Source organism: Acidovorax sp. DW039, assembly GCF_037101375.1.
Classification (GTDB): domain Bacteria; phylum Pseudomonadota; class Gammaproteobacteria; order Burkholderiales; family Burkholderiaceae_C; genus Acidovorax.
The window spans coordinates 4427731-4450000 of the sequence record NZ_AP029019.1 but is presented as its reverse complement, the minus strand read 5'-3'; the positions used below and the strand labels follow the sequence as shown (position 1 = coordinate 4450000).

Annotated in this window: 17 protein-coding genes and 2 rRNA genes (1 of these 19 cut by a window edge); 12 read left to right on the top strand and 7 right to left on the bottom strand. The window is 61.6% G+C overall.

The window, feature by feature from the left end:
- Together AACH87_RS19935 and rrf are read left to right on the top strand one after the other, a co-directional pair.
- A 23S ribosomal RNA gene (locus AACH87_RS19935) occupies nucleotides 1-2451 on the top strand; it begins 428 nt to the left of the window's first position.
- A 140-nt stretch (nucleotides 2452-2591) separates the two neighbouring features.
- Nucleotides 2592-2704 (top strand): 5S ribosomal RNA (rrf, locus tag AACH87_RS19930).
- 348 nt (nucleotides 2705-3052) lie between these two features.
- Here rrf and AACH87_RS19925 read toward each other — a convergent pair.
- The 5 genes from AACH87_RS19925 to AACH87_RS19905 form a co-directional block, all read right to left on the bottom strand.
- A complete protein-coding gene (locus AACH87_RS19925; protein WP_338799031.1) occupies nucleotides 3053-3820 on the bottom strand; it encodes a class II glutamine amidotransferase in 768 nt (255 codons plus the stop codon).
- A gap of 32 nt (nucleotides 3821-3852) precedes the next feature.
- Nucleotides 3853-5316, bottom strand: coding sequence for a DHA2 family efflux MFS transporter permease subunit (locus tag AACH87_RS19920; RefSeq protein ID WP_338796309.1), 1464 nt, complete (start codon nucleotides 5314-5316; stop codon nucleotides 3853-3855).
- Between the two features lie 18 nt (nucleotides 5317-5334).
- Nucleotides 5335-5523 carry a 4-oxalocrotonate tautomerase gene (locus tag AACH87_RS19915; RefSeq protein ID WP_338796308.1) on the bottom strand — a complete coding sequence of 63 codons (189 nt, stop codon included), beginning with the start codon at nucleotides 5521-5523 and terminating at the stop codon, nucleotides 5335-5337.
- Between the two features lie 91 nt (nucleotides 5524-5614).
- Nucleotides 5615-5833: a cysteine-rich CWC family protein gene (locus AACH87_RS19910; protein WP_338799029.1), complete on the bottom strand. Its 219-nt coding sequence runs from the start codon at nucleotides 5831-5833 to the stop codon at nucleotides 5615-5617.
- Nucleotides 5834-5999: 166 nt separating this feature from the next.
- Nucleotides 6000-8234: a malate synthase G gene (locus AACH87_RS19905; RefSeq protein ID WP_338796307.1), complete on the bottom strand. Its 2235-nt coding sequence runs from the start codon at nucleotides 8232-8234 to the stop codon at nucleotides 6000-6002.
- 163 nt (nucleotides 8235-8397) lie between these two features.
- Between AACH87_RS19905 and AACH87_RS19900 the strand changes: the two genes are divergently transcribed.
- Together AACH87_RS19900 and AACH87_RS19895 are read left to right on the top strand one after the other, a co-directional pair.
- The gene (locus tag AACH87_RS19900; RefSeq protein WP_338796306.1) at nucleotides 8398-9321 is read left to right on the top strand and encodes a LysR family transcriptional regulator; all 924 of its coding nucleotides are present in this window, start codon (nucleotides 8398-8400) and stop codon (nucleotides 9319-9321) included.
- 48 nt (nucleotides 9322-9369) lie between these two features.
- Nucleotides 9370-10038 carry a response regulator transcription factor gene (locus tag AACH87_RS19895; protein ID WP_338796304.1) on the top strand — a complete coding sequence of 223 codons (669 nt, stop codon included), beginning with the start codon at nucleotides 9370-9372 and terminating at the stop codon, nucleotides 10036-10038.
- Between the two features lie 92 nt (nucleotides 10039-10130).
- Here the strand turns inward: AACH87_RS19895 and AACH87_RS19890 are convergent, their stop codons facing one another.
- Nucleotides 10131-12818, bottom strand: a complete 2688-nt coding sequence (locus AACH87_RS19890) for a PAS-domain containing protein (RefSeq protein WP_338796303.1) — start codon at nucleotides 12816-12818, stop codon at nucleotides 10131-10133.
- A 239-nt stretch (nucleotides 12819-13057) separates the two neighbouring features.
- Between AACH87_RS19890 and AACH87_RS19885 the strand changes: the two genes are divergently transcribed.
- The gene (locus AACH87_RS19885) at nucleotides 13058-14425 is read left to right on the top strand and encodes a dicarboxylate/amino acid:cation symporter (RefSeq protein ID WP_338796302.1); all 1368 of its coding nucleotides are present in this window, start codon (nucleotides 13058-13060) and stop codon (nucleotides 14423-14425) included.
- A gap of 173 nt (nucleotides 14426-14598) precedes the next feature.
- Nucleotides 14599-15045: a DUF2214 family protein gene (locus AACH87_RS19880; RefSeq protein WP_338796301.1), complete on the top strand. Its 447-nt coding sequence runs from the start codon at nucleotides 14599-14601 to the stop codon at nucleotides 15043-15045.
- 91 nt (nucleotides 15046-15136) lie between these two features.
- On the opposite strand, the gene AACH87_RS19875 is transcribed toward AACH87_RS19880, so the two are convergent.
- Nucleotides 15137-15538 (bottom strand): PsiF family protein, encoded by a 402-nt coding sequence (locus AACH87_RS19875; protein WP_338796300.1) that lies wholly within the window; start codon nucleotides 15536-15538, stop codon nucleotides 15137-15139.
- Between the two features lie 280 nt (nucleotides 15539-15818).
- Here AACH87_RS19875 and argS point away from each other — a divergent pair, with 280 nt between their 5' ends.
- The 6 genes from argS (at nucleotide 15819) to AACH87_RS19845 (ending at nucleotide 22248) form a co-directional block, all read left to right on the top strand.
- The gene (gene argS, locus AACH87_RS19870; protein ID WP_338796299.1) at nucleotides 15819-17528 is read left to right on the top strand and encodes an arginine--tRNA ligase; all 1710 of its coding nucleotides are present in this window, start codon (nucleotides 15819-15821) and stop codon (nucleotides 17526-17528) included.
- An 11-nt stretch (nucleotides 17529-17539) separates the two neighbouring features.
- Nucleotides 17540-18220: an SPOR domain-containing protein gene (locus AACH87_RS19865; RefSeq protein ID WP_338796297.1), complete on the top strand. Its 681-nt coding sequence runs from the start codon at nucleotides 17540-17542 to the stop codon at nucleotides 18218-18220.
- Between the two features lie 96 nt (nucleotides 18221-18316).
- The gene (locus AACH87_RS19860) at nucleotides 18317-18973 is read left to right on the top strand and encodes a thiol:disulfide interchange protein DsbA/DsbL (protein ID WP_338796296.1); all 657 of its coding nucleotides are present in this window, start codon (nucleotides 18317-18319) and stop codon (nucleotides 18971-18973) included.
- Between the two features lie 101 nt (nucleotides 18974-19074).
- Entirely contained in the window at nucleotides 19075-19731 is a 657-nt protein-coding gene (gene lptA, locus AACH87_RS19855) for a lipopolysaccharide transport periplasmic protein LptA (protein ID WP_338796295.1), read from the top strand.
- Nucleotides 19732-19742: 11 nt separating this feature from the next.
- Nucleotides 19743-20510 carry an LPS export ABC transporter ATP-binding protein gene (gene lptB, locus AACH87_RS19850; protein ID WP_338796293.1) on the top strand — a complete coding sequence of 256 codons (768 nt, stop codon included), beginning with the start codon at nucleotides 19743-19745 and terminating at the stop codon, nucleotides 20508-20510.
- 112 nt (nucleotides 20511-20622) lie between these two features.
- Nucleotides 20623-22248, top strand: a complete 1626-nt coding sequence (locus AACH87_RS19845; RefSeq protein WP_338796292.1) for an RNA polymerase factor sigma-54 — start codon at nucleotides 20623-20625, stop codon at nucleotides 22246-22248.
- Nucleotides 22249-22270 lie beyond the last annotated feature (22 nt).

Here is a 22270-nt window from a genome sequence, read left to right as displayed (position 1 = left end):
TACTCGTAATTGACCGATAGTGAACCAGTACCGTGAGGGAAAGGCGAAAAGAACCCCGGGAGGGGAGTGAAATAGATCCTGAAACCGCATGCTTACAAAAAGTCGGAGCCCGCAAGGGTGACGGCGTACCTTTTGTATAATGGGTCAGCGACTTACATTCAGTGGCAAGGTTAACCGAATAGGGAAGCCGTAGAGAAATCGAGTCCGAATAGGGCGAATCAGTCGCTGGGTGTAGACCCGAAACCAAGTGATCTATCCATGGCCAGGATGAAGGTGCCGTAACAGGTACTGGAGGTCCGAACCCACTAGTGTTGCAAAACTAGGGGATGAGCTGTGGATAGGGGTGAAAGGCTAAACAAACTTGGAAATAGCTGGTTCTCTCCGAAAACTATTTAGGTAGTGCCTCAAGTATTACCTTCGGGGGTAGAGCACTGTTTAGGCTAGGGGGTCATGGCGACTTACCAAACCTATGCAAACTCCGAATACCGAAGAGTACAGCTTGGGAGACAGAGCACCGGGTGCTAACGTCCGGACTCAAGAGGGAAACAACCCAGACCGCCAGCTAAGGTCCCTAAAATTGGCTAAGTGGGAAACGAAGTGGGAAGGCTAAAACAGTCAGGATGTTGGCTTAGAAGCAGCCATCATTTAAAGAAAGCGTAATAGCTCACTGATCGAGTCGTCCTGCGCGGAAGATGTAACGGGGCTAAGCCAGTTACCGAAGCTGCGGATGTGCAATTTATTGCACGTGGTAGGAGAGCGTTCTGTAGGCCTGTGAAGGTGTCTGGTAACGGATGCTGGAGGTATCAGAAGTGCGAATGCTGACATGAGTAGCGTTAAAGGGGGTGAAAAGCCCCCTCGCCGTAAGCGCAAGGTTTTCTACGCAACGTTCATCGGCGTAGAGTGAGTCGGCCCCTAAGGCGAGGCAGAGATGCGTAGCTGATGGGAAACAGGTCAATATTCCTGTACCGATCAATAGTGCGATGTGGGGACGGAGAAGGTTAGCTCAGCCAACTGTTGGATATGTTGGTTCAAGCCTGTAGTCGTGCCTGGTAGGCAAATCCGCCGGGCTTAGATGAGGGGTGATAACGAGTCTGCTTGCAGACGAAGTGAGTGATACCCTGCTTCCAGGAAAAGCCACTAAGCTTCAGCTATTGACGACCGTACCGCAAACCGACACTGGTGCGCGAGATGAGTATTCTAAGGCGCTTGAGAGAACTCAGGAGAAGGAACTCGGCAAATTGATACCGTAACTTCGGGAGAAGGTATGCCCCAAGTAGGTGAACTCGTACAGAGGGAGCCCAAAGGGGTTGCAAAAAATCGGTGGCTGCGACTGTTTAATAAAAACACAGCACTCTGCAAACACGAAAGTGGACGTATAGGGTGTGACGCCTGCCCGGTGCTGGAAGATTAAATGATGGGGTGCAAGCTCTTGATTGAAGTCCCAGTAAACGGCGGCCGTAACTATAACGGTCCTAAGGTAGCGAAATTCCTTGTCGGGTAAGTTCCGACCTGCACGAATGGCGTAACGATGGCCACACTGTCTCCTCCTGAGACTCAGCGAAGTTGAAATGTTTGTGATGATGCAATCTCCCCGCGGAAAGACGGAAAGACCCCATGAACCTTTACTGTAGCTTTGTATTGGACTTTGAACAGATCTGTGTAGGATAGGTGGGAGGCTTTGAAGTGAGGTCGCTAGATCTCATGGAGCCGACGTTGAAATACCACCCTGGTGTGTTTGAGGTTCTAACCTAGGTCCATTATCTGGATCGGGGACAGTGCATGGTAGGCAGTTTGACTGGGGCGGTCTCCTCCCAAAGCGTAACGGAGGAGTTCGAAGGTACGCTAGTTACGGTCGGACATCGTGACGATAGTGCAATGGCATAAGCGTGCTTAACTGCGAGACTGACAAGTCGAGCAGATGCGAAAGCAGGACATAGTGATCCGGTGGTTCTGTATGGAAGGGCCATCGCTCAACGGATAAAAGGTACTCTGGGGATAACAGGCTGATACCGCCCAAGAGTTCATATCGACGGCGGTGTTTGGCACCTCGATGTCGGCTCATCTCATCCTGGGGCTGTAGCCGGTCCCAAGGGTATGGCTGTTCGCCATTTAAAGAGGTACGTGAGCTGGGTTTAAAACGTCGTGAGACAGTTTGGTCCCTATCTTCCGTGGGCGCTGCAGATTTGAGGAAGCCTGCTCCTAGTACGAGAGGACCGGAGTGGACACACCTCTGGTGTATCGGTTGTCACGCCAGTGGCATTGCCGAGTAGCTAAGTGTGGAAGAGATAACCGCTGAAAGCATCTAAGCGGGAAACTCGTTTCAAGATGAGATCTGCCGGGGCCTTGAGCCCCCTGAAGAGTCGTTCAAGACCAGGACGTTGATAGGCTGGGTGTGGAAGCGCAGTAATGCGTTAAGCTAACCAGTACTAATTGCTCGTGCGGCTTGACCCTATAACTTTGATAGCCTATGCACTTCAATGCAAAAGCTCAAAGATTGTTATGCCAAGTTAGACGCAGTCAAATACAAAAAACTGATTCCAAACTCTATGAATTCGCCGAGCAGTCCCAAGACTGCTCAGCACCAAGTTATGCCTGATGACCATAGCAAGTTGGTACCACTCCTTCCCATCCCGAACAGGACAGTGAAACGACTTTGCGCCGATGATAGTGCGGGTTCCCGTGTGAAAGTAGGTCATCGTCAGGCTCTTACAGCCCAGAAAACCCCAGTCTACTCAGACTGGGGTTTTTTGCTTTAGGGATCCCAAATGGACTCAATGGGAGTGGAGCGGTCTTTAAGGCTCAACTAGCCCTTAGCTGATAACCCGATTAATCAAAGCTGTTGAGCTTGCGTCCGTAAGCTTGCTCAGGGTTTCAATGGACTCAATGGGAGTGGAGCGGTCTTTAAGGCTCAACTAGCCCTTAGCTGATAACCCGATTAATCAAAGCTGTTGAGCTTGCGTCCGTAAGCTTGCTCAGGGTTTCGATGGGCGTGTGTACACGCAAACTTGAGGATTTACCAAATCAGAGGGCATTCTTGGCGCAGCTACAGCAGCTAGAAATGCTTCCGCTCTCCATCCACAAAAACGCACAACTCACCTTGTTGAATCGCCGTCCATGATTCATTATTGGTGAGGGGGGCCGTGGCCACTACGGCAACTCGATCTGACGGAGTGGTGCAGGTCGAAAAGTCCATCTGAACATCTTCATCAGCCAGCTTGGCTTGACCAAAGGGATGCCGTCTTTCGAGATAGCAAAGGTGGGATGTCGCATGTGCCCACAACGCTTGCCCGTTGGACAGCAAGAAATTGAAGGTGCCTTGCGGAGAGACTCGCGTTACCAATTCTTTGAGGGTGAGCGAAAGCTCTTCCACACTGGGTACCCCGGCGTGTGATTTGGCCAGCTCTTGCATGAGCCAGCAAAAAATGTGCTCACTGTCCGTGCCGCCCACGGGGTGAAAATGGCTGTGCAATCTGGGTCTGAAAGTCTTCAGATCCCCATTGTGGGCGAATACCCAATACCGCCCCCATAGTTCTCGAACGAACGGATGGCAGTTCTCCAAACTGACCACCCCCTGCGTTGCCTTGCGAATATGCGCAATCACGTTGCGGCTATGAATGGGATACTGCCTGATCAGTTCTGCAACTGGTGAGTCGACGGCGCGCTCGTGGTCGACAAAATGGCGCAAGCCTTTGTCTTCGAAGAAAGCAATTCCCCAGCCATCCGTGTGGTCCCCGGTATGCCCTCCGCGCTGGGCAAATCCTGAAAAACTGAAGCGCACATCCGTCGGGGTGTTGCAGTTCATTCCGAGCAGCTGGCACATGATCAAGGCTTTGGTGAGAAAGGACTGCGCATTTACTGCGGCGATTGGGCAGGCGCGGGCTTCAGCTGCCACGCGGCAATCAATGCCAGCACGCAGAGCAGAGTCAGCATCAAAAAGGTTTCAGCAAAAGCCTGCATGCGTCCCGCACTGTCCACCCCTCCAGCGAGAGCGGCTCCATGGGCGGCCAGCCTCCACTCCAGCACGATGCCGCAAAGACTGACCCCAGCAGCCCCACCCAGCATGCGGATAAAACTGATGGCGCTGGAGCCTTGGGCGATGAGGTTCTTCTCCAGCGGGCGCATGGAACCCAGATTCAGCGAGGGGAGGATAAAGCCCAGGCCGATGCGGCCAATGATGGCCACGCCGACCAAGGCCCACAGGGGCGATCCGATGCCGATGGTCATCATCAGCCCGAAAGACACTGCAAGCAGAGCCAAGCCTGTGCCGACCAGCAGGTGTGTCGGTTGACGATCTGCCAGGCGCCCTACCAATGCGATGGTGATGGCCAGCACGATACCTGCGGGTAGCATGATGGTTCCGACATGCGAGGCGGAGAAATGCAGCCCCAGCTGCATGAACACAGGCAGAAGGTAGGTAGAGCCGAAAAGTGCCGTTCCGTAAATGAACGCGACCACGCTGCCCATAGCGAACTGCCGGTACGAGAACAGTCGCAAATCCATGAGGGGTTTGCGACCTGAGCCGAGCAACCTGCGCTGCCATGCAATGAAAAGCACCAAGGACGTGGCTGACAGTGCCAGCAACCCACCCGCTTCCAGAGCGGTGCCGTTGTGAAGCGTGACCAGCCCGTTGAGCAGGCACAAGGTGCCCACGGCGCCGATCAGGAGCCCACGCCAGTCCAGCGCGTCGCTCTCCCGGTTGGCGGCTAATCCGCCAGGGGCGGTGACGGGTACATAGCGGTACGCCAGCCACAACGAGGCAATGCACAGTGGCACCACCATGAAAAAGATCGAGCGCCAGCCAAACCAGTCGACCAGCAACCCTCCGATGCTGGGGCCGATGGCGGGCGCCAGCACGACCCCCATGCCAAAGATGCCGCTCGCGCGCCCCTGTTCATGCGGCTGGAATGCATACAGGATGATGACCGCCGGGATGGGCTGGACGACTCCCGCCGCCAACCCTTCGGCAACACGGGCCGCCAGCACCCAGGCGAATTGATCAGCAACTCCGCCAGCAATGCCGCCCAGCAGTAGTACCACCATGGCACCGACGTAGGTCGCACGGTAGCCATACCGGGCCAGAAGCCAGGGCGTAGTCAGCATGGCCACCGTGGTAGCCACCATGAATCCGGAGGTGACCCACTGGGCGCGTTCCTGACCCAGTGCAAAGTGATGGCTCATGTCCGGGATGGCCACGTTCACAATGGTCGAGGACATGATGGAGGCCATCGTGCCTACCATCACCGAGAGCAGCAACAGCCAGCGGTAGTGCTCGCCGTAGCGCTCCTTCAGCGCAGTGACGGAACCGGGTCCAGACATAAAGCGGGTTGTGATGCGTTAGCTGCGGTCGAGCCAGAGCTTGCCGCCCGTGGCCCAGTTTTCGCGTTTCACGTCGGTGATGAGGATGTCCACCATCTCGGGCGTGCCGCCCAGCACTTCCACGGAGACGCGGGTGATTTCTTCGACCAGCTTGCGTTTTTGTTCGACCGTACGGCCTTCCATCATTTCGATGTGGTACGTGGGCATGGATATTCCTTGCAAATAAGGGTTAGGGTTGCGTCAATGAGGCGATGGCGGCTCGGCCTGCCTGCCTGCGTTCATGGATCATATCGGTCCTTCAGGCCCCGTTGCTGGCAGGCGGAGGTAAGTTGCGCGCGCAATGGGGGCAGATGCAGCGCGTTCCCTGCTCTGACGGCGGCAGGCGGCCCAATGCCTCGGGGGAGATGGATGCCTGCATGCACCAGCATGTGTGGGGCGGCTGGCCCGCTGCAATGGCGCAGCCGTTGGCCTGCCCGCACAGGGGGCACTTACCCGCTTGCGCATCGTTCGCTGAAATGGGTGAAGGGAGTGTATGCACGCACCCATTGTCGCGCTGGTCGCAACATCTACCTGCTTGTGATGGCATTGTCCTTTTCGCCAGGACTTTTGAGCATTCGATAACCATAAAAAAAGCTGCCTGCGCTTATGGATAAAGCGCAGGCAGCTATGAAATGAATAGCAAATCAGGCGGTGGCGGCCTTGAGCTTCAATCGCCAGGCATGCAGTAGCGGCTCGGTGTAGCCGCTGGGCTGCTCCTTACCCTTGAAGACCAGATCACATGCAGCCTGGTAGGCCATGCTGGTGTCGAAGTGGCCTGCCATGGGGCGGTACAGCGGATCACCGGCGTTCTGCCTGTCCACCTTGGCGGCCATGCGCTCGAAGGTTTCGCGCACTTGCGCCTCGGTCACTACGCCGTGGTGCAGCCAGTTGGCCATGTGCTGGCTGCTGATGCGCAGCGTGGCGCGGTCTTCCATCAGGCCGACGTCGTTGATGTCGGGCACCTTGGAGCAGCCCACGCCCTGGTCCACCCAGCGCACCACGTAACCCAGGATGCCCTGGGCGTTGTTGTCCAGCTCCTGCTGCTTCTCGGCGTCGGTCCAGTTCGGGTTGGCGGTGACGGGGATGGTCAGCAGGCCGGTCAGCAGGTTGTCGCGCTCGGCGTTGGCGTCGGTCTTTTCCAGCTCGATCTGGATGTCCTGCACGTTCACCTGGTGGTAGTGCAGGGCGTGCAGCGTGGCGCCCGTGGGACTGGGCACCCAGGCGGTGTTGGCACCGGCCTTGGGGTGGCCGATCTTCTGCTTGAGCATCTCGGCCATCAGGTCGGGCATGGCCCACATGCCCTTGCCGATCTGCGCCTTGCCGCGCAGGCCGCACGACAGGCCCACCAGCACGTTGCTCTTCTCGTAGGCCTGGATCCAGGCGCTGGTCTTCATGTCGCCCTTGCGAATCATGGGGCCGGCCAGCATGGCGGTGTGCATCTCGTCGCCGGTGCGGTCCAGGAAGCCGGTGTTGATGAACGCCACGCGGCTGGATGCAGCGGCGATGCAGGCCTTCAGGTTGACGGAGGTGCGGCGCTCCTCGTCCATGATGCCCAGCTTGACGGTGCTGTCCGGCAGGCCCAGCAGCTTTTCGACGCGGCCGAACAGCTCGGCGGCAAAGCCCACTTCGGCGGGGCCGTGCATCTTGGGCTTGACGATGTAGACGCTGCCCTTGCGGGAGTTGCGGATGCCGTCCTTGCCATGGCCTTGCAGGTCGTGCAGGGCAATGGCGGTGGTGATGACGGCGTCCATGATGCCTTCGGGAATCTCCCGCACCGCGCCCTGGGCGTCGGTCCACAGGATGGCCGGGTTGGTCATCAGGTGGCCCACATTGCGCAGGAACATCAGCGAGCGGCCGTGCAGGCGCACTTCGCCGCCCCCGGCAGCTTGACTGCCGGTTCCAGCGTTGGGGGCCACATAAATGCGGTCCGCGTTCAGGCCCCGGGTCAGCTGCTTGCCGCCTTTTTCAAAGGTCTCCACCAGCGTGCCTTTGATGATGCCCAGCCAGTTGCTGTAACCCAGCAGCTTGTCGTCTGCGTCCACAGCGGCCACGGAGTCTTCCAGGTCCATGATGGTGGAAAGCGCAGCTTCCAGCACCACATCGCTCACGCCCGCAGCGTCGCTCTGGCCGATGGGTGTGGTGCGGTTGATCTGGATGTCGATGTGCAGGCCGTTGTGCTGCAGCAGCACAGCGCTGGGGCTGGCGGCATCGCCTTGGTAGCCCTTGAACTGGGCAGGGGTCTTGAGGCCGGTGGTGGTGCCGTTGTTCAGGGCCACCACCAGCTGGCCGCCTTCCACGCGGTAGCCGGTGGCATCCTTGTGCGAGCCGCTGACCAGGGGCGCGTTGTCGTCCAGCACCTGGCGGGCAAACGCAATCACCTTGGCGCCGCGCACGGGGTTGTAGCCCTTGCCCTTTTCTGCACCGTCGGTCTCGGGAATCACGTCCGTGCCGTACAGCGCGTCGTACAAAGAGCCCCAGCGCGCGTTGGCCGCGTTCAGCGCGTAGCGCGCGTTCAGGATGGGCACCACCAGCTGTGGGCCGGCCTGGGTGGCCAGCTCATCGTCCACGTTGGCGGTGGTGGCCTTCACTTCAGCAGGCTGGGGCACCAGGTAGCCGATCTTTTCCAGAAAGCTGCGGTAGGCCACCATGTTCTGGATGGGGCCGGGGTTGGCCTTGTGCCAGGTGTCCAGCTCCGTCTGCAGGCGGTCGCGCTCGGCCAGCAGGGCGATGTTGCGGGGGGCCAGGTCGGCCACGATGGCGTCAAAGCCCTTCCAGAAGTCTGCACTGCCCACACCGGTGCCGGGCAGCACTTGGTCTTCAATGAAACGGAACAAATTGGTGGCCACTTGCAGGCCGTGGACGGTGGTGCGATTGGTCATGGTGGGTGCCTTGAGCAATGGTTGAAACAGGGAGCCGGATCTTGGTGCCATACACCCTGAGCAGGGTCGTTGTGCACGGTGAAGTCCACTGTATTGCAAATGTTTGAAGTTATAAAGATCATGAAAATCTCAAAACCAATGACTTTTATGCAAAAGTGAGGCCATGGACAAACTCAAGGCGTTTGAATCGTTCGTGTCAGTGGCCACGCGGGGGAGCCTCACGGCCGCGGCCAAAGCCGAAGGGGTGGCACCCGCCATCATGGGGCGGCGTCTTGATGCGCTGGAGGCCCACCTGGGCGTGAAGCTGCTGGTGCGTACCACCCGGCGCATCAGCCTCACCCACGAAGGCAGTGCCTTTTTGGACGACTGCCAGCGCGTGCTGGCCGATGTGGCCAATGCGGAAGCCAGTGTGTCCGAGGGCGGTGTGAAGGCCACCGGGCATCTGCGCATCACCGCCCCAGCGGGCTTTGGCCGCCGCCATGTGGCTCCGCTGGTGCCGCGTTTTCGTGAGCTGCATCCGGATGTGACCATCTCGCTGAACCTCAGCGACCGCGTGGTGGACATGGCTGGCGAAGGCTATGACTGCGCCGTGCGAGTGGGCGACCTGCCCGATTCTTCGCTGGTGAGCGTGCGCATTGCCGACAACCGCCGTCTGTGCGTGGCCACCCCCGCCTATTTGCAGCGCCACGGCACTCCGCGCCATCCCAACGATCTGGCGCAGTTCGATTGCCTGATGCTGTCCAGCGAGGCCTCGCAGGTGCGTGGCTGGGCCTTTCGCATCCCGCTGGAGGATGGCGGCAGCGAGGTCGCCTACCTCAAGCCCGGCGGGCCGCTGGATTGCTCGGACGGACAGGTGCTGCACGACTGGTGCCTGTCGGGCTACGGCATCGCCTGGCGCAGCACCTGGGAGGTTGAGGCTGAGATCGCCGCCGGGCGCTTGGTAGAGGTGCTGGGCGAGTTTGCTGCCCCCCCTAACGGCATCTACGTCGTCTTTCCGCAGCGCAAGCACATGCCGCTGCGGGTGCGGTTGTGGATCGAATACCTCAAACAGCAATACGCGCAGCCTGCGTTCTGGCAGGGGCGGTGATGCCCCTTCTTCACACACAGGCAGCTCGTGCCGTGGCAGACTGCGCCCATGTCCGAGCCCACGCTCCTCGTCGCTGACGACCATCCCCTCTTTCGCGCTGCCGTGCTGCACGTGCTGCGCGAACGCTTTCCCCAGTTCCGCACGCTGGAGGCCGCCAGCGCCGCCACCTTGGGCCAGGCGCTGCAAGAGCACCCCGAGGTGGAGTTGGTGCTGCTGGACCTGAGCATGCCCGGCACGCGGGGCTTTTCGGCACTGCTGCATGTGCGCGGCGAATACCCTGAACTGCCCGTAGTCATCATCTCGTCCAACGACCACCCACGCGTTATTCGCCGGGCGCAGCAGTTTGGCGCAGCAGGGTTCATCCCCAAATCCGCCCCCGCCGAGGCGATGGGCGACGCCATCCAGGCCGTGCTGGATGGAGACAGCTGCTTTCCTCCCATCGCTGCCGAGCGCTCCGAGGCCGACGCCGAGCTGGCCGCCCGCCTGGCCCAGCTCACCCCCCAGCAGTTCCGCGTGCTGCTGTGCCTGGCCGACGGCCTGCTCAACAAGCAGATCGCCGCAGAGCTGGGGCTGGCCGAGAACACCGTGAAGGTTCACGTCACCGCGATTTTGAAAAAGCTGGAGTGCTACAGCCGCACGCAGGCGGCGGTGTTAGTCAAAAGCCTGGAGGCGGAGGATGGGCTGCCAGCTGAAGCGACGCCCACAGGTAGGGAGTAGTCTGCAACTTGCGGGATAGCGCTTATGGAATAAGCGCAGGCAGCTATCAAATCAGGAGCAAAAGGCATCGCCCAAGTCCCTTGCTGCCTTGATCAGGAAGACGAGCCTGGGCGAAGGCGTAGCAAGGTCTGGCTGACCAGTGCGCGCAAAGCGGGCGCCCTCACCGGTTTTGCTAGAAAGCCCCAGCCCCGCTCTGCCGCTTGGCGGCGCAAGGTGGCGTCGCGCTCAGCGGTGACGAGGATCACCGCCGGGCTTTGGCCCCAGCGCTGGCATAGCTCGGCATAGACATCTGGGCCGTGCTGGCCCGCGCCGAGGTGCACGTCCAGCAACACCAGCTGCGGTGCTTGGCCGGGTTGGGCCTGTTCCAGGGCCTCCAAGGCGCCGCCTGCCAGGGGGACGGCGCAGCCCCAGCGCTGCAGCAAGGCCTGGGTGGCCGCGGAGGTGGGGCCGTCGTCTTCAATCACCCAGGCGCTGCTGCCTTGCAAGGGGGCATCCTCTGCGGGCTGCTGGGTCGTGGCGGGTGGGGTGGCAGGGTGGATGGCTGCGGGGCTGCCCAGCGGCACGCACACCCAGAACACGCTTCCGCGCCCAAGTTGGGAGCGCAGACCGATCTCGTGCCCCAGCAGGCGGCCCAGGCGCTCGACAATGGCCAAGCCCAGGCCCGCGCCTCGGTCATCGGCGCGGCCCTCGTCCAGGCGGCGGAATTCTTCGAAGATTTCGCGCTGCAGCGCCTCGGGGATGCCGGGGCCCTGGTCGTGTACTTCGATGCGCAGGTGGCTTGCGCCCACCTTGCGACATCCCACCACGATGCGCCCGCGTCGGCTGTAGCGGATGGCGTTGGAGACAAAGTTCTGCAGGATGCGGCGCAGCAGGTTCTCGTCCGTGCGCACCACGGCGCGCGTGGGCACGCAACTGAGCTTCAGGCCCTGGCTTTCGGCCAGCACGCCAAAGTTATGGCCCAGCACCTGCAGCAGCGGGCCCAGGGCCACGTCGTGGATGCGCACATCGAGCTGGCCTGACTCCATGCGCGAGATGTCCAGCAGGCTGTTGAGGATGGCGTCCTGTGCGGCCAGTGCGCCTTCGATGCTGTCTGCGGCATGCTGCGCAGCATCGCCCTGCAGGTGGCTGCGCAGCAGCGAGGTGAACATGCGCGCGGCGTTCAGCGGCTGCAGCAGGTCGTGCACGGCGGCGGCCACAAAGCGGGTTTTGGATCGGTTGGCGCGCTCGGCCTCCTGCCGGGCCGCCTCTAGGTCGCGTGTGCGGTCGGCCACCCGCTGCTCCAGCGCATCGGCCAGCGATCGCAATTCGCGCGCGGCGTTCTTGTAGCTGGTGATGTCGGCATAGCTGGTCACAAACCCGCCTTCGGGCAGCGGGTTGCCGCGGATCTCCAGCACGGTGCCGTCGTCTTTGGCACTTTCATGCAGGTGGGGTGTGCCGCTGCGCAGGTGGGCCAGTCGGCGGGCAATGGCTTCTTCCACAGGGCCTGAGCCCAGCAGCCCGCGGCGGGCGTTGTGGCGCAGCAGGTCGGCAATGGGGCGGCCCACCTGCATCAGCTCGGCGGGGTAGCGAAACAGCTGCACATAGCGCGAATTCCAGGCCACCAGATTCAGGTCGGCATCGATGATGACCACGCCTTGCGGCAGGTGCTCCAGGCTGCGGGAGAGGCCTGTGTCGGTTTGCTGCGCTGCTTGCTGCGCGGCCTGCACGATGCCGTCCTGCGCGGTACGCAGCTCTTGTGCGTGCTGCCGCAGCACGGTTTCCAGCTCCTGGCGGCTGCGCTGGCGCAGCCGGGCCAGCCGCTGGCGCTGGCGGACAAACATCACCAGCAGCGCCACAGCCAGCCAGCCCCCTGCCCCGGCGGCGGCGGCCCAGCGGCTGTCTGTCACGCTGGTGTGGGTGTCGTGCACCAGGTGCAACTGCCAGGGGGTGCCGGGCAGAGGCTGTGTTTGCCATAACACCCGGCCGGGCAGGGCGGGTATGCCATGCAACGCTTGCACGCGCACCAGTCGCCCGCCGTTGTCCATGTGGTCGTCCACCCGCAGGTCCAGCGGGCGCAGGGGTTGGCCTGCATACTGCCGTGTGGCGTTGAGTTCACGGCGTTCCTCGTCGTCCAGCGGCTCCAGCAGGCGATAGCGCCAGGCGTCCTGACTGGCCAGGAAGACCACCCCGTGCGCATCTGACGCCAGCACGATGTCCGGTGTCTGCAGCCACTCGCGTTCCAGCTCCTGCAGGGCAATCTTGATGGCTACCAGTCCCAGGGTGTAGCCGCTGTCGTCACGAATGGCCTGCGACAGGAAGTACCCCGGTTCCCCCGTTGTCACTCCAATGCCGTAGAAGCTTCCCCGCCCTTGTGCCAGGGCCTGCTGCACGTAGGGGCGAAAGCTGTAGTCCTGCCCTACGTTGCTGTTGGCCGAGCGCCAGTTGCTGGCGGCCACGGCCAGACCATCGCGGTTGAGCAGGGTAAGGGTGGAAGACTGGCTCGCGCCATTGGCCCGCTCCAGCTTGAGGTTGAGGGCTTCGACCTCGGCCGTGCTGAGGGGGTGCAGCAGAGCGTCTTGCAGTTGTGCGTCCAGCGCCAGCACTTCGGGCAGGGTGCGGTAGCGGTCAATGCGCTGAGCCAGCGTCTGCCCGTACAGGGCCAGCTGGCGCTGCACGTTGTCACTTTCGTTGTGCAAAGACCGCTGCCAGGCCCACTGGCCTGCACCCAGCATGCAGGCCACGGTGCCTGCAAGTAGTACGAGCAGGGTCCAGAGTTGGCGGCGATAGGGAAACAGGGGCATGGTGGCGGGCGGGATTTCAAGCGTCAAAAAAACCCGGTAGGTGCTATCAGGCGGCGGGTGCACCGGTTTGGTAACTAAGTGTTTACCCTAGGTTTGAAGAGTGGTTCTCCTATGGAGACGCCTGCGCCTAATACCAATAGGTTATCGGCTGAAACAGAGTGCAACGGTACAAACGGCACCCTTGACGCGCGCCGGGTGCACCCCGGTGGTGCAGCCCCCCGATTTCTGGAGACCGTTCCATGCACATCCCATCCGCTCCCGCAGCCCCCGCCGTGCGGCTGCCTTTTTATCGGCAACTGTACTTCCAGGTGGTGTTGGCCATCGTCCTGGGCGTGTTGCTGGGTCATTTTGAACCCGCTTACGGCGAAGCGCTCAAGCCACTGGGCGATGCCTTCATCAAGCTGGTCAAGATGATCATCGCCCCGGTGATCTTTCTGACGATTGTCACCGGCATTGCCGGTATGTCTCAGCTGAGCGCGGTGGGCCGCGTGTTCGGCAAGGCCATGGCGTATTTCCTGTTCTTCTCGACGCTGGCCCTGGTGGTGGGCATGGTGGTGGCCAACGTGGTCCAGCCCGGGGCAGGCATGAACATCAACGTGGCGGACCTGGACCAGACGGCCGTGAAGGGCTACGTGGCCAAGTCGCACGAGATGACGCTCACAGGCTTTGTGATGGACATCATCCCCAAGACGCTGGTCAGCCCCTTCGTCGGCGACAACATTCTGCAGGTGCTGCTGGTGGCGGTGCTGTTCGGTGTGGGCTTGGCCATGGTGGGCGAACCCGGCCGCCCCGTGCTGAACTTTCTGGATGCGCTCACCACTCCCGTATTCAAGGTGGTTGGCATCGTCATGAAGGCCGCTCCCCTGGGCGCTTTCGGTGCCATGGCGTTCACCATTGGCAAGTTCGGCCTGGGCTCCCTCGTCAACCTGGCCTGGCTGGTGGGCTCGTTCTACATCACCTCACTGCTGTTCGTGCTGGTCATCCTCGGCTTTGTGTGTCGGCTGTGTGGCTTCTCGGTGCTCAAGCTGTGCCGTTACCTCAAGGCCGAGCTGATGCTGGTGTTGGGCACTTCTTCGTCCGAGTCGGCCCTGCCTTCGCTGATGGAGAAGATGGAGAAGGCTGGTTGCAGCAAGTCGGTGGTGGGTTTGGTGGTGCCAACGGGCTATTCGTTCAATCTGGACGGCACCAACATCTACATGACGCTGGCCGCTTTGTTCATTGCGCAGGCCACCAATACCGAGCTGACGCTGGGGCACCAGATTGCACTGCTGCTGGTGGCCATGCTATCGTCCAAGGGCGCAGCGGGCGTGACCGGCGCTGGCTTCATCACCCTTGCGGCCACCCTGGCGGTGGTGCCTGAAGTGCCTGTGGCGGGTATGGCGCTGATTCTGGGCGTGGACCGTTTCATGAGCGAATGCCGCTCGCTCACCAACTTCATCGGCAATGCCGTGGCGACGGTGGTGGTGTCCCGCTGGGAGAATGCGCTGGATCATCAGCGCCTGGATGCCGCACTCAATGGGCGTGCGTTGCCCGAACCCGTCGTGGCTGCCGCACCCGTGGCCGATGTCGCCGTGCCTGTCGGCGCAGCCACTCGCACAGCGGCCTGACGGTTTCTCGGTCGAACTTCCAAGCGGCGCATGCCTTGAGGGTATGCGCCGTTTCTTCTTTTGGGGACCTCCTGCTGAAGGGCGGGCTCATTCGGCTCAAGCACAATCACTACCCAGTGGCCGCAACAGCGGCTCCACCCATGGTGCCCGTGCTGATTTCCCAGGAGCTTTTCATGACCCTCGAAGCCTTTCTCGCTGCTTTTCACTTGCTGGCCATCCTCACCCTGGTGGTCTTCCTGACCAGCGAAGCCGCGCTGTGTCGCTCAGAGTGGATGAATGCGGCGGTGGTGAAGCGTCTGGCCCGGCTGGACCTGATCTACGGCATCACGGCCATCGTGTTGCTGGCCACAGGACTGGCGCGCCTGTACTTTGGCGTCAAGGGCGTGTCTTGGTATGTGTCTCAGCCGCTCTTTCACATCAAGGTGACCCTGTTCGTGTTGATGGGGCTGATCTCCATCAAGCCCACGCTCACCTTCCGCCGCTGGCTCAAGGCCTTGAATGCCACAGGCGCGTTGCCTGCTGAGGCGGAGGTGTGCAGCACCCGCCGCTGGGTGATGGTGCAATCCCACATCCTGCCTGTGATTGCGGTGATCGCAGTCTTCTGGGCCCGCGGCTGGTAAGCAGAATCAACGCTCAAAAAAAAGCCCGCCAGATTTGCGCCTGGCGGGCTTTTCTGTGTGGGTGGGCGGCTAGTGGGAACCGCCCAGTCCATCACTTCTTCAGGCACTCGCTCATGAAGGCCTTGCGTTCGTCGCCCTTGAGGGCCTTGGTCTTGGCATCAGCGTTGCAGGTTTTCATCTTGTCTTGCTGTGTCGCAGGCTTGTTGCTCAGGCAGCTCTTCATGAATGCCTTGCGCTCATCACCCTTCTTGTCGCCTGCTTCGGCGTTGCAGGTGGCCATCTTCGATTGCTGCTTGGTTGGCGTGGCGGCAGGGGCCGATGCAGGTGCTGCTGCAGCAGGTGCAGCTGTGGTGGTTGCTGGAGCCGCGGCGGGTGCTGGAGCAGTCTTGGCTGCAGGTGCTGCGGCCGGAGCAGCGGCCGGGGCGTCGGCCGCATGGGCTGCGCTGATCGAAAGGGCCAGGCTCAAGGCTGTCAGGGAGAGAAGCTTCTTCATAGGGGCTCCAGTAGGTAGGTCAACATCAAAACCAATCCGGTACGGATGGTAGGGTTTTAACGTGGCGTGGTTGCCGTCGGCTGACAGGCAAAACAAGTATCTCGCGATTTATTACGTTCTGTTGCGGCTGGGTGGCTTGCGTTGCAACTGTGAAGATCCTGTATCGCGACAAGCCACATGCCGCTCGGGTGGACGTTGCGGTTCGTGAGAACGGCGCGGTGTTGCGTGCATGCTCACAAGCCAAATCGTGCAGGCAGGGGCGGCCCCGTAAAATCCACCGATGCTCTCTGTCAAAAACGAACTCCTGGCTACCCTTGCTACCGCGCTGGATGCCCTGTCTCCTGGCGCTGGCGCAAAGGCCGCTTTTGAATCCCCCAAGGTGGCCGCTCATGGCGATTTCGCCTGTACGGCTGCCATGCAATTGGCCAAGCCTCTCAAGCTCAACCCTCGTGCTCTCGGCGAGCAACTCAAGGCCACGCTGGAGGCCACACCAGCCTACCAGCGCTGGGTTGAGGCCATTGAAATCGCCGGTCCTGGCTTTCTGAACATTCGTCTGAAGCCCGCTGCCAAGCAGGAAGTGGTGCGCGAGGTGCTGGGGGCGGGTGAGCGCTTTGGCTTTCAGCCCAGCAACGGTCAGCGTGTGCTCGTGGAGTTTGTCTCTGCCAACCCCACCGGCCCCTTGCATGTGGGCCATGGCCGCCAAGCGGCGCTGGGTGACGCCATCTGCAACCTGTTCGCAACGCAGGGCTGGAACGTACACCGCGAGTTCTATTACAACGATGCCGGTGTGCAGATCGATACGCTCACAAAAAGCACGCAGCTGCGCGCCAAGGGCTTCAAGCCCGGTGACGACTGCTGGCCCACCGACAGCGACAACCCGCTGGCCAAGAACTTCTACAACGGCGACTACATCGCCGACATTGCCGAAGCCTTCAAGGCCAAGGCTACCGTGAAGGCCGATGACCGCGAGTTCACGGCCAATGGCGATGTGGAGGACTACGACAACATCCGCCAGTTTGCCGTGGCCTACCTGCGCAACGAGCAAGACAAGGATTTGCAGGCCTTCAATCTCCACTTTGACCAGTACTACCTCGAGTCCAGCCTCTACACCAGCGGCCGCGTCGAAGCCACGGTGAACAAGCTCGTGGCCAACGGCAAGACGTACGAGCAGGATGGCGCGCTGTGGCTCAAGAGCACGGACTATGGAGACGACAAGGACCGCGTCATGCGCAAGCAGGACGGTACGTACACCTACTTCGTGCCCGATGTGGCTTACCACATCGCCAAGTGGGAGCGCGGCTTCACCAAGGTCGTCAACATCCAGGGCACAGACCACCACGGCACCATCGCCCGCGTGCGCGCCGGCCTGCAGGCGGCCGATGTCGGTATTCCGCAGGGCTACCCCGACTACGTGCTGCACACCATGGTGCGCGTGGTGCGCGGCGGCGAAGAGGTCAAGATCAGCAAGCGCGCAGGCAGCTACGTCACGCTGCGTGACCTGATCGAGTGGACGAGCAAGGACGCCGTGCGCTTCTTCCTGCTCAGCCGCAAGCCTGACACCGAATACACCTTCGATGTGGATCTGGCGGTCGCCCAGAACAACGACAACCCGGTGTACTACGTGCAGTACGCCCATGCGCGCATCCAGTCAGTGCTGCGTGCCTGGCAAGAGGCGGGTGGGAGTGATGTGGCTTCGCTCAAGGATGTTGACCTGTCGGCGCTGGAAGGCCCTCAGGCCCAGGCGCTCATGCTGCAACTGGCCAAGTACCCCGAGATGCTGACGGCCGCCACGCTGGGCGAGGCTCCGCATGACGTGACTTTCTACCTGCGTGACCTGGCCTCGGCCTATCACAGCTACTACGATGCCGAGCGCATCCTGGTGGACGATGAAGTCGTGAAGAAGGCCCGTCTGGCCCTGGTCGCTGCCACCGCGCAGGTATTGCACAATGGCTTGGCGGTGCTGGGTGTGTCGGCCCCAGCCAGAATGTGAACGAGAAAACTATGAAGAACCATCAGCGGGGCGGAACCATCCTGGGCTTTATTTTGGGGGTCATCGTGGGCCTGGGCGCGGCGCTGGCTGTGGCGGTCTACGTCACCAAGGTGCCCGTGCCTTTCCTGAACAAGGGCGGGGCACGAGGGGCAGACCAGGATGCCGCGGAAGCCCAGAAGAACAAAGACTGGGACCCTAACTCCCCGCTGCGGGGCAAGTCTGCCAAGCCGCCTGTTGCGGCTGCCTCGGCAGCGTCGGCACCAACCCAGTCCGGTGCGGTCGTTCAGCCTTCTACGCCTGCCACTGCGGCAGCAACGCCTGCGGACCCCAAGGCCGCTGCTGCTTCTGCCCCCAAGGTGGCGGCCAGCAAACCGGAAACTGGCAAGCCTTCGGCCAGTGCTGATCCTCTGGGGGATCTGGCCAAGGCGAAGGCGGCAGAGTCGGGCAGTGCTGACCCGTATGACTATTTTGTGCAGGCAGGTGCCTTCAGGACTCAGGCCGATGCGGACGCCCAGCGCGCCAAGCTGGCCATGATGGGCTGGGAGGCGCGCGTGAGTGAGCGCGAACAAAACGGTCGCCCCGTCTTCCGCGTGCGCGTGGGCCCGTTTGCCAAGCGTGATGATGCTGCAGCGCTGAAAGACAAGCTGGATGACACCGGCGTGGAGTCGGCGCTCGTGCGTGTCCAGCGCTGATCTGCGGACGCACTGACTGCTTTGCCCTCGGGTGATCTGAACTTTTTGACCCGCCTTCGCTCACACCCCCAAGACCAGATAAGGAGTGTTCTTTTCATGAAACGTCGCGAGTTTTCAATGTCCGCCGCCACTGCTGTGGCCGCATCCGCGGTCACGTTGCCTCTGGCGCTGCCTGCACAAGCCCAGGTGCGCCAGTTCAAGGAAGGCAAGGACTACCAAAAGCTTTCCAAGCCCGTCGCGACCGATGTGCCAGCAGGCAAGATCGAAGTGATCGAGTTCTTCTGGTACAGCTGCCCTCACTGCAATGCGTTTGAGCCGACCTTGGAGAGCTGGATCAAGGCTGCCCCCAAGGATCTGGTGATTCGCCGGGTGCCTGTGGCCTTCAATGCCAGCTTCGTGCCCCAGCAAAAGCTTTATTACGCCCTAGAAGGTATGGGCAAGTTGCCCGACCTGCATGCCAAGGTGTTCCGCGCCATCCATGTCGAGAAGCAGAAGCTGGCCAAGGACGACGAAATTTTTGAGTGGATCGGCAAGCAAGGCGTGGATGTGGCGAAGTTCAAGGAGGTGTACAACTCCTTCAACGCCGGCAACCAAGCCCGGCGTGCCGCGCAGTTGCAAAACGATTTTGGTGTGGAAGGCGTGCCCTCCATGGGTGTTGCTGGCCGCTATTACACCGACGGTACTATGGCGGGCAACATGCAGACCGTGCTGCAGGTGGTGGAGTACTTGGTGAGCACCGTTCGCAAGGGTTAAGCCCCTTCTGACATAACTCAGACACAGCCAAGCCCGCGCAAGCGGGCTTTTTCGTTTCTGGGCCAATGCATGGCTACAATGATTGCAAGATTCGTGCCCTCATGAAACATCGCATTACCTCCCTCTTCGTGCTTGCAGCCTTGACGTGCGCCATGGGCGCTGCACAGGCTGAAAAAGCAGACCGCGCCAAGCCCATGAACATCGAGGCCGATGCGCTGCGGCATGATGAAGTCAAACAGACCAGCGTGTTCACCGGCCGTGTGGTGATGACCAAGGGCTCCATCGTGCTGCGTGGTGCACGGCTGGATGTGCGGCAGGACGCCGATGGTTACCAGTCGGGCGTGGTCACTGCCGAAGCGGGCAAGCGCGCCTTCTTCCGCCAAAAGCGCGACACCCTGCCCGGCGCGCCCGAGGAGTACATCGAAGGCGAGGGCGAAGTGATCGAGTACGACGGGCGTACCGACAACGTGCGCTTCATCACCCGGGCCGAGTTGCGCCGCTATCGGGGTGGAGCGCTCAGTGACGAAATTTCCGGAGCGATCATCGTCTACAACAACCTCACCGACGTGTTCACGGTGGATGGGCAAAAGCGCGCGGTGCCTTCTGGCAGCGCAGAGGCCCCTGCCAGCGGCGGCCGGGTGCGTGCGGTGCTTGCACCCAAGGAGCCTGCTTCGGGCGCATCTGCCCCCGCTCCAGCAGCGCCCGCATCCGGGCCTGCGCTACGCCCCAGCAATTCTTTGGGTGGTGGCAGCCAGTGAGTGATTCCTCTGTGAATGCCCCCTCTCAGGGGCAGCCTTCCAGTCGGCTGGAGGTCTCTCATCTCGCCAAGTCCTACGGCAGCCGCAAGGTGGTCAAGGATGTGTCGCTTGTCGTGCAAAAAGGCGAGGTGGTGGGCCTGCTGGGCCCCAACGGCGCTGGCAAGACCACTTCGTTCTACATGATCGTAGGCCTGGTGCGCAGCGATGCCGGAGACATCCGCATTGACGGCCAGTCTGTGGCCCACATGCCGATTCACCGTCGCTCCCGTCTTGGCCTGTCGTACCTGCCGCAGGAAGCCTCCATCTTCCGCAAACTCTCGGTGGAAGAAAACGTGCGCGCCGTTCTGGAGCTGCAGCGTGACGAGCGTGGTGCACCCTTGTCCAAGGCAGCCATTGAGGATCAGCTGACCTCCCTGCTGCAAGAGCTGCGGGTAGACCATCTCCGCGCCTCACCTGCATTGGCGCTGTCGGGTGGTGAGCGCCGCCGGGTGGAAATTGCCCGTGCGCTGGCCACGCAGCCGCGTTTCATTCTGCTGGACGAGCCCTTTGCGGGTATCGACCCCATTGCCGTGATCGAGATCCAGCGCATCATCGGCTTTCTCAAGGCGCGGGGAATCGGTGTGCTGATCACCGACCACAACGTGCGCGAAACGCTGGGTATCTGCGACCACGCCTTCATCATCAGTGATGGGCGCGTGCTGGCACAGGGCACACCCTCGGAGATTGTGGACAACGCTGAAGTGCGCCGGGTGTACCTGGGCGAACACTTCCGCATGTGATGGCGTTACATGAGACTGCCGACATGGGCTTGAAGACGAGGGCGGTTCTGCGGGTACGAGGTGGTGGTTTTGCCATCGGTATGGCTCGCGGCCCCGCTGCAGGAGGTGCTGCTTGAAGCCCGGCCTGTCACTGCGTGTCTCGCAGCATCTGGCGCTGACGCCGCAACTGCAGCAGTCCATCCGCCTGCTGCAGCTGTCCACGCTGGAGCTGGGGCAGGAAGTCGAGCAGATGCTCGACGAGAACCCCTTCCTTGAACGCAATACCGACGAGGCTCCGCGTGAGGAGTTTGGCCTGGAGCAGGCCGATGCGCCGCCCCAGGCGGATGACTACAGCGCGGATGATGCTATTTATTCAGGAGCTGCCAGCGCTTCATCCACAGGCGCCGAAGCCACTTTGGATACGGGTTCTGAGTCCGCGCCAGACGCCGACTACGCCAGCAGCGGTGCCGAAGAGCCCGACTGGGGCGGAGACGGCTCGGTGGACATGGCCCCCAACGACAGCGAGTGGGGTGGAGACGCCCCCGCGCGCACCCGCAACGACACCGAAGGGGATGAGGCCGACGCGACCGAGCTGGCGCGCTCTCAGGAATCCCTCACGGCCTATCTCCACCGCCAGGCGCTGGCGCTGCGCCTGTCTGAGGTGGACAGTGCTGCATTGCGCTTCCTCATCGAATCGCTGAACGACGACGGCTACCTGGAAGAGTCTCTGGAAGAGCTTGCCATCACCCTGGCTGGTCCGGATGACCTGGAGCAGATCGAAGAGCTGGTGCACCGCTTTACCGTGGGGCTGCGTCTGCTGCAGACACTGGAGCCGGTGGGCGTCGGGGCGCGCAATCTGGCGGAATGCCTGACCTTGCAGCTGAGCGCGCTGGCAGCAAATGGTGTCAGCGATGTGCCCGAGCCTGTCATCCAGACGGCGCTGCGCATTTGCCAGCAGCCTCTGGAGATGCTGGCCCGCCGCGACATCAAGCGCCTCACCCAGGCCTGCAGCGAGGGCGGAAGCGCTGGCGAGGAGCGGACCCGTGCCGCCATGGCGCTCATCGCCCGCCTGGAGCCGCGCCCGGGCCGCCGCTTCACGGACGTGGAGCGCAACATCATCATTCCCGATGTCATCGTGCGCAAGGCGGGGCGTGCCAACGGCAACAGTGGCCAGCACAACTTCATCGTCAGCCTCAACCCCGACGTCATGCCGCGCCTGCGCGTGCACGATGTGTATGCGGGGGCTCTGCGGGGCCACAAGGGGGGCGAGGGTCACCAGGGGCTGCAGCAGCGCCTGCAAGAGGCGCGCTGGTTCATCAAGAACATCCAGCAGCGCTTTGACACCATCTTGCGCGTCTCGCGTGCCATCGTCGAGCGGCAGAAGAACTTCTTCACCCACGGTGAGCTGGCCATGCGCCCGCTGGTGCTGCGTGACATTGCGGACGAACTGGGGCTGCACGAATCCACCATCAGCCGCGTGACCACGGCCAAATACATGGCGACCCCGATTGGCACCTACGAGCTGAAGTACTTCTTTGGTTCAGGCCTGGGCACCGAGACCGGAGGCAACGCATCCAGCACGGCGGTGCGCGCGCTCATCAAGCAGTTTGTCTCGGCAGAGAATCCCGCCAAACCGCTGTCAGACAGCCAACTGGCCGAGATGCTCAAGGAGCAGGGCATCGAGTGCGCACGCCGCACGGTGGCCAAGTACCGCGAGGCGCTCAAGATCGCGCCTGCCAATTTGCGCAAGGCGCTGTAGCGCAGGCGGGGAGATGGGGCGC